The sequence below is a fragment of the Liquorilactobacillus aquaticus DSM 21051 genome, assembly GCF_001436755.1.
Lineage (GTDB): Bacteria > Bacillota > Bacilli > Lactobacillales > Lactobacillaceae > Liquorilactobacillus > Liquorilactobacillus aquaticus.
In genome coordinates, this window is the sequence record NZ_AYZD01000015.1 from 16,938 (window position 1) to 30,478 (window position 13,541).

The window sequence follows — 13,541 nt, forward strand, 5'->3', positions numbered from 1 at the left end:
TATACTGCTAATTATTTCAATAACCCCCAAGCTTATTAAAATTGCTTTACCGTCTAAAACCAGTCAAAGCATCAAAAGATGTTGAATTCGACATCCTCATTATTGTGATTAATACTTAATATATAAAGATATGCGAAAAATAAGCTGCAGGAAAGTAGTTCATAAAGCAAAAACCAAATTCTGTTATCATATAAAAAAGGCATAAGTATGTTAGTAGCATTCATAGTAACTCTCAATATAAAATTGCTGCGAGCAAATAAAATCATGTTGCTAATTATTGAAAAAATACCAACTAAAACCAAAAGAATCGTTATTACAACAACAATAGAAAAAATATTTACACTGCTAGCAATTTTATCTGCAGTTTGAAAAGTATATCCTTGCCGATGATATAATCCGATCATTATTCTAAAAAAGATATCGTTAAGAACATATAAAACACCCAGTGATCCCACTGAAATATTTAAAACCTTATTCAAACTTTACCATCCCTCATACTCGTGGCTTATCATTAAATTATACAACTCTGCACATAGTTTTAAGCCAAATATCGATTTTTAAAAATAGATGTATTGAACCCGATGTTTATTATAACTCACAGTCTGGTCAAGGAACAGAAGAATAAGGCTTCAGTCGACCTTTTTAAATTAATTTTAAAATTATTTTCTATTTGTTGATGTTTACTTAGAGCGTTCATACAAATTACTTAAAAATTTGTGGCTTTCGACCTGCTCCTTGGCATCCGCTTGATTACTGAGATTTATTTCGTAAATACTTGTCGCTTTGGGATTTAATAAGGGCAAAGCTTCCGCCCAATCTATTCTACCCTGACCTAAAGGTAAACTATCGTGCTTTTTACCCCCCATTGAGTCTACTAAGTGATAATGAACGACTTTATCTTTTAAATGTTCAAGAGAGTTTTGAAAAAGCTTGTTGTCTCCTCTGCATTTAATAAAACAATGACTTGTGTCAAAGGCCAAACGGTAACCACGCTCCAGAATGTCATTTTCTTCAGATGTATTTCCATAATAAAAAATCGGAGAGATTGAGTTTTCAAACATAATATGTTCCTGGCCCCAACTTGCTAGTTCATCAAGTTGGTCAAAAACACTTTGCCGCGCGTTCTCCAAGTTCGGATACATATCAATGAAAAACTGAGTGTGCCGCGCATACGAACCATGTACTAACACTTGAATATTATAATCGAAGGCAAATTGTAAAAGATTTTCCGCGCTTTGATAAATAAACTTGTGTAATTTTGGAAACTTTTTTTCTGGCGCTACCAATTCCGTAAATTCATTCTTATAACGCATTGGATGATGCAGTACAATTTTAGATGTCGCATCTGCTTTGACCCATTGGATATCATATTCCAACCTTTTCAGACCTTCTGGGGTAAAATCATTCTCATTTGTAAAAAACTCGAAAACATCAGGAGAGTATTTCAAACGATCACTCACTTGCCTAGGTTCTGTTCCCGCTTTAAGTCCCAATAATGGCTTCATACTATTGATCATTCATTACCCCTCCTTCAAAAATAAATAAAAAAGAGACTGTTATAATTAGCCTCCAGTCTCTTGAATCAAATTATCGTTTATTCTTTATCAATATCTTTCATCCATGCTAAAGCTAAAGCTTTCTCACCCAAATGCGTTCCAATAACAGGACCGAAATAGCTGATATCGATCGGATAATCCGGATACTGTTCTGTTAGCTCATCTTTCCAAGTAATTGCAGCTTCTTCGTTGTTCGCATGAATAACAATTAAACGAAGTGGATAATCAATTTTCTCACACTCTTTAGCAAAGAGCTTTTCAACACGCTTGATTGCCTTTTTGGTAGAACGAACCTTATCGAAAGCTACAATTCTATGAGTTTCACGATCAAACGTCAACAAGGGCTTTATCTTTAAAACACTACCGATAAAAGCTGATGCATTAGATAAGCGACCGCCACGAACGAGGTTTTGCAGATCATCAACAATAAAATACTCGTTAGTCGTAGCTCTTAATTCTCTTAATTTTACTAAGATTTCATCAACACTTGCACCTGCTATAGCCATTCGTGCTGCTGCAATTACCATATTCCCCATCAACATGACCGTAATCTGAGAATCAAAAGGGATTACTTTAATGTTATGAATCTCCCCAGCAATATTAGTCAGCGTCTGAACAAAACCAGAAATTGTACTTGATAGATGAATACTTATCACAGCATCATAACCTTGATTGCCCAAAGACTCATACAAAGACATCAGTTCACCTACAGGAGGCTGAGATGTACTTGGAAAAGAACCAGCCGTTCTGAGTTTGTGATAGAAATCCTCAGTGGAGATATCTATACCTTCTTTATACACTTTCTCGTCTATAATCACAGGCATTGGAACTACGTGAATATTGTAATCGTTGATCTGCTTATCCGTTAAATAAGCAGTACTGTCGGTAACAACAGCAATTTTCATGAATCCTACACCTACTTTTTGGGAAATTCTTACGAAAACAATCATAACACAAAAAATTTTTTTCATCCAGCATACTTACATTGTGAGCTACCTAATCAAGCCGCTTCATACTTTGGACAAGCCTGTTCAATAATACCTGTAGCAAAGCCGTCTCTTCATCAGACCAGCGCACAAAAAGCTTCTGCTCCAGTTGTTTAAGATCTATTTCCATTTTCTGCTCAGTCACCTTACCTTTTTCAGTGCTTGAATATGTAAAATATCCCCGTCCTCGTTTTCCTGTCGTTGAAGTTTTTGTAATAAATTTTTTTGCATCTAAACGTGCTAATTGACGACTTAAGGTTGAAATATTAAGTTTTGTTACATGTGCAAGCTGTTCTTGTGTCTGCAAACCGTTATTTATTTTAATAAGCAACTGCTATTCTGCAATCGTTAAGCCATGACGCTTAGCCGCATTAATTAAAATATTATGATGTTTTTTTTCAAGTACCCATAGACTATCTAGAGATGATCGCATAATTATTGCCCCCCTCAAATTGAGTATATTGACTTAATATGCAGTATGCAAATTTAATCCACAAAATCATTATGTTATATTTAAGTTCTAATCGCAACTTAAAAACTCTCCTTCTTCACGAAAGCACCCTTAAGTTAGCTTTTTGCTCTTTGTCTGCATAAAAGGTACAATTATAAACGGCAAATAAGGAATATCAGTAACATAATTGTTAAGAAAGCGAGTTGGTCTCCATGCCATTTGATGGTTTATTTACACATGCAATGGTTCATGAGCTCCAAAAGCTGGTTTCTGGAAGAGTTGGGCGCATTTCACAGCCTTTTCCTAACGAAGTGATAGTTACCATCCGAGCTCAGCGACATAATTATCCATTGCTTTTATCAGCACATCCTAGTTATGCCCGTATCCAAATATCAGATATGCCTTTTAAAAATCCTCCTGTCCCAACTAATTTTACGATGACTCTCCGGAAGTATCTTGAGGGCGCAAAATTAACCAAAGTCGAACAGCTTGAAAATGATCGTGTAGTTTATCTAAGCTTTGAAACGCGAAATGAACTTGGCGACCGATTGCCTTTACTATTGAGTATTGAAATAATGGGCCGTTACAGTAATGTTATTTTGATTAATCAGACCCAAAATGTGATTATTGATACTATCAAACATATTGGCCCTGATCAAAATCGATTCAGAACACTTTTGCCGAATGCTACCTACAATAAGCCTCCAAAGCAGAAACGTCTAAATCCTTTTGAAGATAATTCTGCTTACTACTCGGATCTGGTTAAGGAATTTCCGAATCGGGAGGTTCTTGCAACCCAATTAAGTAAAGCCTATCAAGGAATAGCAAAAGAGCATGCTTTATATCTTGCAGAACAATTACATCTACATGCTAAGGATCCCGTTTCTGGATGGCAAAATACCTTGCAGCAGACTGTTAATCCCGTTCCTAGTCTTGTGGGTGATAAAAAAATATTTTTTACTTTTTTGGCATATTCTGACGAAGTAACCAAAAAGACTTTTTCAACCTTAAGTGAACTCCTTGATGTCTTCTATCGGGATAAGGCAACTTCTGATCGAGTCCAACAACAAGGAAGTCAATTAATTCATGTCATCAAAAATAACCTGCAAAAGAATCGGAAAAAACTCCAAAAATTAAAAAAGGAATTAGACTCGACTGCCAAGGCAGATCAATATCGCATTAAAGGTGAGTTGCTGACAACCTATCTTTTCAAAATAGAGCGTGGAATGACTGCAATTGAGTTACCTAATTATTATGATGCGGATAAATTGGTTAAAATTTCTCTTTCTAACCAGTTAACACCTTCCCAAAACGCCCAGAAATATTTCAAAAAGTATCAAAAACTAAAAAATGCGGTCTCTTTCCTTAACCAACAGATCAAGTTGACACAATCAGAAATTGATTATCTAGAAGAATTGCAAACCCAAATCGAGCTAGCAGAGCCTCAGGATCTTCCAGATATTAAAATTGAATTACAGCAGCAAGGTTACCTTAAAGCTCAGAAACGTACTAAACATGGCAAAGCACGAAAGGAAAAAATCAGTCAGCCTACCACCTATTTTTCAAGCGACAATACCAAAATTGCTGTTGGAAAAAACAATCTTCAAAATGACCGATTGACTTTGAAAACCGCGCATAAGGATTATATCTGGCTGCATGCTAAAAATATTCCCGGGTCTCACGTCATTGTTTACTCAAATGACCCTAGTCAACAAACATTACTTGAAGCCGCTAATTTAGCTGCGTATTTCTCAAAATCACGCACTTCTGCAACTGTTCCAGTCGACTATGTTCAGGTCAAAAAAATTCGCAAACCAAATGGTGCAAGACCAGGATTTGTTATTTATGAAGGGCAAAAAACACTTTTTGTAACTCCTCAAAGACAATTAGTTGACTCTTTGAAGAATAATTAGAACTTTACCAACTATAGTTAACACAAAGGGATAGGCCACAAAACGTACGTTTTGTGGCCTATCCCTTTGCGTTATTTTACAATATCTGTGGACCCGTAACCAAATATTTTATCTATGTTCTCAAACTTTAAACCTTTTCTTTAATCCTTTTTTTCATTTATAGATGGTTTAACCCACATGGGTATGCCGAATTCATCAACATCTATAACAAATGAACCATTTGAATAACGATCTACACTAGGGTGTTCAAACGGATCAATGGTAATTATCCTCATTTTTTCTGTTGTAACACTCAGTACTCCATCTGGTTCCAAAGCTTTTGCTGCAACGATGCGATGAGGATTACGTTTCAGTTCTCTCAATACCTGAACACCACGTCTTGCGCGGGCCGTTGGCGTTATTTCAGAAACCTTCATTCGTTTGAACGCTCCACGTTGAGTCAAAATTCCAATCTGTGCTTTTTCTTGGACAATAAGCACCGAAGCCAGCACATCTTCGCGTAAATCAATCGCTTTGACACCTGCTGCTTTAGCTCCATTAACAGGTACTTCATTCAGCTTATATCTGAGACCATAACCACCATGCGTTATCGCCAGAACAAATAACAAATCATTTCCAATATCTTCAGAGAGGTATTTTACCATCAACAAACGGTCACTATCTGTCTTAAGCTTCATACATTGTGCAGCTCTGCTCTTGTAGGTGCGGCCTGGTCGTAAATCGGTCAAGGCCGTCTGCTTAATAAACCCTTCCTTGGAGGCAAGGATAAAATTACCTTTTTGCTTAAGATCGTGAAAGTAGAAAGCTTGAATAATTTTTTCATCATTATCTAAGCTGACCGTTTGCGATAAATGCTTCCCCGTTTCTTTCCATTTGTATTCAGGAACTTCATGTACCGGCCGATAAATAACATTTCCCTTATCTGTAAATATGAAAAGATGATCGAGTGTGTTAATTGTATCCTGAAAAACCACCAAGTCATCGCTTTTAAGACCATTATTTTCATCCCCAGAAGCTTTAAACGATCTTAAAGAACTTCGTTTTAAATAACCATCTCGACTAACCATCACAACCACATCTTCTGGTGCAACAAGAACCTCAGTTTCGATTTTAAGCTGTTGTACTTGGTCTTGGATAGTCGTTTTGCGTGGTGACGTATATTGTTTATCGATGGCGCGTAACTCTTTTTTTATTATCTTATCAAGTTTGGTCGGATCAGATAAAATTGCCTGATAATTCTGCACTTTTTGCTGCAAGTCATCAAACTCCGCCTGAAGAGCTGTGACGTCAGTATTAGTTAAACGATACAATTGTAAGGAAACAATTGCCTCGGCTTGTGCTTCAGTAAAACTATACTGCTCAACCAAATTGCTCTTAGCATCTTTTTTATTCTTGCTAGCACGTATTGTTTTAATAACTTGATCTAAAATAGATAATGCCTTTATCAAGCCACTAACAATATGCTTTCTTTCTTGCGCTTTTCTCAGATCAAATTCAGTCCGTTTAGTTGTAACCGTTCTTTGATGTTCCAAGTATGCACTCAAGATTGCCTTAAGGCCCACATGTTCTGGCCGCTTATTGTTAATTGCAACCATGTTAAAATTGTATGATATCTGTAAATCTGTATTTTTGAACAAATAGTTTAAAATACCTTGTCCTGATGCATTGCGTTTGAGTTCGATAACAATGCGCAAGCCTTCGCGATCGCTCTCATCCCTTACCTCAGCGATTCCCTCAACTTTTTTTAACAAGCGAATTTCATCAATCTTTTTAACCAGTAAAGCTTTATTAACCTCATATGGTACCTCGGTTACAATAATCTGTTCTTTATTTGCTTTTAGCTGCTCAATCTCAGTTTTTGAACGCAGCATAACTCGGCCACGTCCAGTAGTATAGGCTTTGATAATTCCATCTATGCCTTGAGCAATTCCACCTGTCGGGAAGTCCGGGCCTTTAACAAATTCCATTAACTTTTCCAACTTGGCTTTAGGATGCTCCATGAGATAAATCACCGCTTGAATCGCTTCATGAAGATTATGCGGTGGAATTTCTGTAGCATAGCCCGCTGAAATCCCTGTTGCTCCATTGACAAGCAGATTAGGAAAACGAGCTGGCAAAACTGTCGGTTCATTCTCGGTGTCATCAAAGTTAGGAACAAAATCGACTGTCTCTTTTTCAATATCACGCAACATTTCGCCCGAGATCTTGCTTAAACGTGCTTCAGTATACCTCATCGCAGCCGGAGGATCTCCATCCATCGACCCGTTGTTACCATGCATTTCAATTAAAGGTTCACGTAGTTTCCACGATTGGCTTAAACGAACCATCGCTTCATAAATAGAACTATCTCCATGGGGATGGAAATTACCCATCACATTTCCGACAGACTTAGCTGATTTACGAAAAGCCTTGTCGTATGTATTCCCATCCTGATTCATTGCATATAAAATACGCCGCTGCACAGGTTTCAAACCATCACGAATATCAGGTAAAGCTCTTTCTTGAATAATGTACTTTGAATACCGACCAAAGCGTTCGCCCATAACGGCCTCGAGTGATAGTTCTTGAATATTGCTGTTGTCTCCCGAGTTCTCAACCATTAACTTTCATCTCCTAAACCAGAATTTTTTACTGCTTCCTCTCCATGCGCACCTTCAACAACCGCATTATCAAGTAAGCTTCCATCTTCTTCAAGAGTGAATTTGACATTTTTCTCAATCCATTTGCGGCGGGGCTCAACTTTATCGCCCATCAAAGTTGTAACTCTTTTTTCAGCTAATGTATCATCCTCAATTTTGACACGCACCAACGTACGCGTCTCAGGATTCATCGTGGTTTCCCATAATTGATCAGCATTCATTTCACCTAGACCTTTGAAACGCTGAAGCCCATATCCTTTTTTCATTTTTGCGATTGCATACTGCAATTCATCGTCTGTCCAAGCATACTTGATAACATTTTTATTTTTGACCTTCTTTTGCAATTTATATAAAGGTGGCAATGCAATATAAATTTTTCCGGCATTAATCATTGGACGCATGTACTTGTAAAAAAATGTTAACAATAAAGTTTGGATATGAGCTCCATCTGTATCTGCATCGGTCATTATTATTACTTTATCGTAATTTGCATCTTTAATATCAAAATCAGTACCAACACCTGCACCAATAGTGTAAATCATAGTATTGATCTCTTCATTTTTTAAGATTTCTGGGAGTTTAGCTTTTTCGGTATTTAGTACTTTTCCACGCAAAGGCAAGATCGCCTGAAACTTTCGATCACGGCCTTGTTTAGCCGAGCCACCAGCCGAATCACCCTCGACCAAAAAGAGCTCATTTCTCTTAGCGTTTTTAGATTGAGCAGGTGTTAGTTTTCCTGAAAGAAGGCGTTCTTTTTTATGCTTCTTTTTTCCACTTCGGCTTTCATCTCGTGCTTTGCGTGCAGCTTCACGTGCTTCTCTTGCTTTAAGTGATTTACGAACTAAATCTTGCGCAAACTCGCCATTCTCCATCAGGTAGAACCCAAGTTGTTCACTAACCACGCTGTCAACAATTGAGCGTGCTTCTGGTGTTCCAAGCTTGCTCTTTGTTTGTCCTTCAAACTGAAGAAGTTCTTCAGGTATGCGAACTGACACAATCGCTGCCAATCCTTCTCTGACATCACTGCCTTCTAAGTTCTTATCTTTTTCTTTCAGCAGATCAACCTTGCGTGCATATTCATTAAAAGCCTTGGTCCATGCTGACCTCATCCCAGCTTCATGTGTCCCACCATCTTTAGTACGCACATTATTGACAAATGACATGATATTCTCAGAATACCCATCGTTGTACTGTGCAGCGACCTCGACTTCAACACCGCTTTTGAAACCGTCAAAATACATAATGTTTCCCAAAGTATCTTTGTCTTCATTTAGATAAGCTACAAATTCTTTGATTCCCTCGTCAAACTTAAAGATATCTTCTTGAGCCGTTCGTTCATCCGTCAAAGTTATTTTGACACCCTTTAGTAAAAAGGCCGACTCACGCAGCCGCTCCGCTAAAGTAGCATAATTATAATGCGTCGTCGTAAAGATTTCAGGATCTGGATAGAAAGTCACTCGAGTACCCGTAGGTTTGCGTGTTTTCCCCAATTTCCGCAAAGTTCCAACCGGATGACCACCGTTTTCAAAATCTTCTTCATATTCAATGCCATCTCGGACTGTGTTAACACTCATTTTGGTGGATAACGCATTGACGACACTGGCACCGACTCCATGGAGACCTCCTGACGTCTTATATTCACCTTGACCAAACTTTCCACCTGCATGCAGCACTGTAAAAATAACCTCAACGGTAGGTATTCCAAGTGCATGCATTCCTACCGGCAAACCACGCCCATGATCAATTACAGTTATGCCGTCCTCTTTGTGCAAGATAACATTTATTTCATTTCCAAAGCCTGATAGAGCTTCATCAACTGCATTGTCAACAATTTCATAAACAAGATGGTGAAGTCCTTTGCTGTCAGTTGAACCAATATACATCCCAGGCCTTTTTCGTACCGCCTCTAATCCCTTTAATACTTGGATAGATTCATCATTATATTTTTCTTTTACCATGAATTTAAACCCCTTCTATTCTTGGAGTATTAATTAAATAAATTTTTATTTTATGTTTTAAATTACAACTTCAATATCATAACCCAACAAATAAAAAAATGTAAAGTATCAATTATCTTCCTGTTTGGTACCATTAATAAGCTTAGCACAAAAAAATGATTTGAAGCGATGGTATGAACAGTGCTAAAATAAATCGTATTAACCTAAGGAGGTCAATCCAGTGTGAACCCTACTATTATCACAATGTTAGTGATTGCCTATTTGCTAGGCTCAATTCCATCTGGTGTTTGGATCGGTAAGCTCTTTTACAAAGTAGATATTCGTGAATTTGGCAGTGGAAACACCGGCACAACGAATACCTTCCGTGTACTCGGGAAAAAAGCCGGCTTTATCGTTCTGCTAATGGATATGTTAAAGGGGACAATTGCCGCTTGTCAACCTTATATTTTTGACATCCATATCAATGTACTTCTGATTGGGTGCGCAGCCGTTATTGGGCATGTATTCCCAATCTTTGCTCATTTCAGAGGTGGAAAAGCCGTGGCAACCAGCGCAGGCATCTTACTCGCTTATAGTCCGCTTTTCTTTGTTGTCGCATGGATCATTTTCTTAACTTCACTTTATCTTTCCAGCATGGTAAGTGTTGCTAGTATGGTCGGTATGACTCTGATCACACTCTTATCGCTCTATTTTCACGATCCTGTTTTGACAATCATTGCGCTTATTTTGACAATTTTTGTCTTCTTCCGACATAAAGGAAACTTAGATCGTATCCGAAAGGGCACTGAAAACTTAGTTCCTTTTGGACTCGTTTACGCAAGAAAAAAACGAAAATAAAAGAATAACGAGCATATAAAAAGCAGTGAAACGACAAATTCGTTCGCTGCTTTTTTATTTTTGAAACATCAATTACAGTGTTTATTCAGCCGCAACATTCTGAAAAAAGGCACCGAACTGATCCCCTGTTATTCTACAGAATATATTGACTAAGATCCTTGTTCTTGACGATGTTACCAATCTTCTGATCAACATAAGCTTCAGTAATTGTGATATCTCCCATCTGCATATCTGGGCCTTCATAAAGCAGGTCCTCAAGCAGTTTCTCCAAAATGGTGTGCAGTCGTCGAGCACCAATATTTTCCGTTTCGTGATTTACTTGAAAAGCGATTTCAGAGATTCTTTGGATGGCTTCTATCGTAAACGTCACTTCAATGTTATCTGTCCCAATCAAAGCAATATACTGCTTAATAAGGGCATTGCTTGGTTCAGTCAAAATCTTAACAAAATCTTCAACCTTGAGATCATCTAATTCAACTCTAATTGGAAATCTCCCTTGCAACTCAGCTATCAGATCACTAGGCTTGCTTTCATGAAAAGCCCCAGAAGCAATGAAAAGAATATGATCTGTATCCAAAAGACCATATTTAGTTTGTATTTGAGAACCCTCGACAATTGGCAAAATATCTCGTTGAACACCTTCACGTGAGACTTCACCACTGTTCTTTTGTGATTTAGAAGTAATCTTATCGATCTCGTCAATAAAAATGATACCTGTATTCTCAGCGCGTTTTAAAGCTAGGTCAGCTGTGTCAGCTTCATTGACTAATTTTGCAGACTCTTCACGAATCAATACTTCACGAGCTTCTGCCACAGTCATCGTTCTTTTAACCCGTTTCTTAGGTGTCAATGCACCCAAAGTATCATTGAGATCTATTCCCATCTGTCCTAACATGTTATTCTGATATTTTGTTTTTTGTGTTGGATCGTCAACCGTGACAGTAACTTCTTGATTTTCGAGCAAACCGCGATTCAACTGTTCGCTAACTGAAAGTCTCTCTTCACGAATTTTATCTGTAACTTCTTCCTCAACTGGTGCTTTATCGCCCAAATTAGGCATTTTCCCACTTTGCATGTCTTGAAGCATTTTCATAAAATTCTGCTGTTCATTATTCTTGCGCTGCTCTTTTCTCTTAGCTGGGACCAGCAGCTTTACTAGACGCTTATTTGCTCTTTGCGCAGCTTGTGACTTAACTTGTTCAAACTGCTCATCTTCTTCCATCTTGTATGCAACTTCTACAAGATCTCGGACCATCGACTCAACATCACGTCCAACATAACCAACTTCGGTAAACTTCGTCGCTTCAACTTTTATAAACGGAGCATCAACGATTTTGGCAAGTCTCCGTGCAATTTCAGTTTTCCCGACTCCGGTTGGCCCAATCATCAGAACATTTTTAGGTGTTATTTCTTCTTGCATCTCACCGGAAAGTTGCATCCTTCTATAGCGGTTTCTTAATGCGACCGCAATCGCTTTTTTGGCTTTATCCTGTCCAATTACATAATTATCTAATTCTGAGACAATTTTTTTTGGTGTTTTATCACTTGGATTCATTTAAAAAGTCCTTTCTAGTTTAGGAATTTATAGCTCTTCAGCAATAACGTTGTGGTTTGTGAAAATATCAATATCACCAGCAATATTAATAGCTGCCTTAGCGATCTCCACAGCGGACATTTCCTCAGCATGTGCCTTCATCGCCTTTGCGGCAGATAACGCATAATTTCCGCCTGAACCAATTGCTAAAATATCATCATCCGGTTCAATTACTTCACCACTACCTGAGACCATCAGAAGGTCTTTTTTGTCCATTACTATTAGTAAGGCTTCAAGTTTCTGTAAGGCTTGATCACTACGCCATTCTTGTGCGAGTTCGACCGCTGCACGTGGTAGATTGCCGCTGTACTCATTTAACTTTTTTTCAAAACGTTCTTCAAGATTAAATGCATCGGCAACGCTTCCTGCGAAACCAACAACAACTTGATCGTTATAAATCCGCCTTACTTTGCGCGCTGTTCCCTTCATAATAACTTTTTCACCCATTGTAACCTGACCGTCACCAGCCATAGCCATGTGTCCATTATGACGAACTGCACATATTGTTGTTGCGTGAAATGATACTCCTGCCATTATATATATCCTCCTTCAGTTCAATTATCTGATTGCGTTAACCAAGAATCAGATAATTGATTCCGCTTATGCACGCGGGAAAAACTTTCGATAATCATTTTGTAAGTGCTCTTTAGTCACATGCGTATATATTTGAGTTGTTGATAAACTGCTGTGTCCCAATAACTCTTGAACTGCTCTTAAATCAGCCCCATTACTCATCAGATGAGTCGCAAATGTATGCCGCAGCTCATGGGGATGAATTTCTGTTGTCAAACTGCTTCGCTTAACGATTTGCTTTAAGATGTAAGTGACTCCCGCTGCGGTCAATGGATCACCATAATGGTTAACAAAAACATAATCGTGCTCCTTATGAAATTTTTGAATAAGCGGTGTTCTAGTATTTTTAAAATATCGTTCAAGCGCTCGTTGACAATATTTGCCATAAGGTACGTAACGGTCTTTACCGCCTTTACCATGCAATAGCATTGCCCGAACTTCACTATCAATTGCATTTAGCTTCAACCCTGTGCACTCACTGACTCGCATTCCTGTCGCATAAAGCGTCTCCAGCAGAGCATTATCTCGAATACGCATCAGATCGTCGCCTTGCGTTGCATTAAAAAGTGCCTGCATCTCTTTTTCATAAAAAAAGCGTGGAAGCGCGCGCGGATGTCTTTTCAATTGAACATAAGAAAAAGGATTGTTATCTACATGCCCATTCTTTTCTAAAAAATGATAAAACGAACGCAAACTCGAAATCATACGCGAGATCGTTGTGGTCTGATACTGCTTATCGTAAAGAAAGTTCATGTAGGCATGTACATCAAGCCTTTTAATTTCACCAAAGGATGTACTACCGCCACTTTCCTGTAGAAAATCACAAAACATTCGAATATCTTCAGAATATGCTTTTAGAGTCTCAATTGAGTACTGCCTCTCAATTACTAAATATTGCTTAAATTCTTTGATCCAATTTTGTTCCATCAAAAAACCTCCACCCTAATGCTTTAACTTTAGCATAAAAAATAGAGGTCAGTATACTATTAGCACCAATCTTAGAAAGAAATAAAAGATTTCCAGTCAGTTCTTTT

Annotated in this window: 11 protein-coding genes; 2 read left to right on the forward strand and 9 right to left on the reverse strand. The window is 38.0% G+C overall.

What is annotated here, in order from left to right; genetic code table 11:
• Positions 1-71 precede the first annotated feature (71 nt).
• From FC19_RS11665 to FC19_RS03505, 4 genes are all read right to left on the reverse strand, one after another.
• Positions 72-479 carry a hypothetical protein gene (locus FC19_RS11665; protein WP_057875608.1) on the reverse strand — a complete coding sequence of 136 codons (408 nt, stop codon included), beginning with the start codon at positions 477-479 and terminating at the stop codon, positions 72-74.
• Positions 480-680: 201 nt separating this feature from the next.
• Entirely contained in the window at positions 681-1,517 is an 837-nt protein-coding gene (locus FC19_RS03495) for a TIM barrel protein (protein ID WP_235809313.1), read from the reverse strand.
• 77 nt (positions 1,518-1,594) lie between these two features.
• Positions 1,595-2,461, reverse strand: a complete 867-nt coding sequence (locus FC19_RS03500; protein ID WP_057875609.1) for a DegV family protein — start codon at positions 2,459-2,461, stop codon at positions 1,595-1,597.
• 91 nt (positions 2,462-2,552) lie between these two features.
• Entirely contained in the window at positions 2,553-2,873 is a 321-nt protein-coding gene (locus FC19_RS03505; protein WP_057875610.1) for a MarR family winged helix-turn-helix transcriptional regulator, read from the reverse strand.
• Positions 2,874-3,205: 332 nt separating this feature from the next.
• Here FC19_RS03505 and FC19_RS03510 point away from each other — a divergent pair, with 332 nt between their 5' ends.
• Positions 3,206-4,906 (forward strand): Rqc2 family fibronectin-binding protein, encoded by a 1,701-nt coding sequence (locus tag FC19_RS03510; protein WP_057875611.1) that lies wholly within the window; start codon positions 3,206-3,208, stop codon positions 4,904-4,906.
• Positions 4,907-5,046: 140 nt separating this feature from the next.
• Here FC19_RS03510 and parC read toward each other — a convergent pair whose 3' ends face one another.
• Positions 5,047-7,506, reverse strand: coding sequence for a DNA topoisomerase IV subunit A (gene parC / locus FC19_RS03515; protein ID WP_057875612.1), 2,460 nt, complete (start codon positions 7,504-7,506; stop codon positions 5,047-5,049).
• Entirely contained in the window at positions 7,506-9,503 is a 1,998-nt protein-coding gene (gene parE / locus FC19_RS03520) for a DNA topoisomerase IV subunit B (protein WP_057875613.1), read from the reverse strand. Before parE ends, parC begins: the two co-directional genes overlap by 1 nt.
• Positions 9,504-9,746: 243 nt before the next feature.
• On the opposite strand from parE, the gene plsY reads away from it, so the two are divergent.
• Entirely contained in the window at positions 9,747-10,340 is a 594-nt protein-coding gene (gene plsY, locus FC19_RS03525; RefSeq protein ID WP_420805488.1) for a glycerol-3-phosphate 1-O-acyltransferase PlsY, read from the forward strand.
• A gap of 133 nt (positions 10,341-10,473) precedes the next feature.
• Here the strand turns inward: plsY and hslU are convergent, their stop codons facing one another.
• The 3 genes from hslU to xerC all read right to left on the reverse strand — a co-directional run bounded on the left by hslU (position 10,474) and on the right by xerC (position 13,434).
• Positions 10,474-11,895 carry an ATP-dependent protease ATPase subunit HslU gene (gene hslU, locus FC19_RS03530; protein ID WP_057875615.1) on the reverse strand — a complete coding sequence of 474 codons (1,422 nt, stop codon included), beginning with the start codon at positions 11,893-11,895 and terminating at the stop codon, positions 10,474-10,476.
• Positions 11,896-11,922: 27 nt separating this feature from the next.
• Complete coding sequence (hslV, locus tag FC19_RS03535; RefSeq protein WP_057875616.1) at positions 11,923-12,468, reverse strand: ATP-dependent protease subunit HslV; 546 nt, start codon at positions 12,466-12,468, stop codon at positions 11,923-11,925.
• A 66-nt stretch (positions 12,469-12,534) separates the two neighbouring features.
• A complete protein-coding gene (gene xerC, locus FC19_RS03540) occupies positions 12,535-13,434 on the reverse strand; it encodes a tyrosine recombinase XerC (protein ID WP_057875617.1) in 900 nt (299 codons plus the stop codon).
• Positions 13,435-13,541: the final 107 nt, after the last annotated feature.

Excerpts from the sequence above, each read along its gene's own strand:
- parC (WP_057875612.1), bottom strand. The coding sequence starts at position 7,506 with ATGGTTGAGAACTCGGGAGACAACAGCAATATTCAAGAACTATCACTC.
- FC19_RS03495 (WP_235809313.1), bottom strand. The coding sequence starts at position 1,517 with ATGATCAATAGTATGAAGCCATTATTGGGACTTAAAGCGGGAACAGAA.
- FC19_RS03510 (WP_057875611.1), top strand. The coding sequence starts at position 3,206 with ATGCCATTTGATGGTTTATTTACACATGCAATGGTTCATGAGCTCCAA.
- xerC (WP_057875617.1), bottom strand. The coding sequence starts at position 13,434 with ATGGAACAAAATTGGATCAAAGAATTTAAGCAATATTTAGTAATTGAG.
- parE (WP_057875613.1), bottom strand. The coding sequence starts at position 9,503 with ATGGTAAAAGAAAAATATAATGATGAATCTATCCAAGTATTAAAGGGA.
- FC19_RS03500 (WP_057875609.1), bottom strand. The coding sequence starts at position 2,461 with ATGAAAATTGCTGTTGTTACCGACAGTACTGCTTATTTAACGGATAAG.
- hslV (WP_057875616.1), bottom strand. The coding sequence starts at position 12,468 with ATGGCAGGAGTATCATTTCACGCAACAACAATATGTGCAGTTCGTCAT.
- hslU (WP_057875615.1), bottom strand. The coding sequence starts at position 11,895 with ATGAATCCAAGTGATAAAACACCAAAAAAAATTGTCTCAGAATTAGAT.
- plsY (WP_420805488.1), top strand. The coding sequence starts at position 9,747 with ATGTTAGTGATTGCCTATTTGCTAGGCTCAATTCCATCTGGTGTTTGG.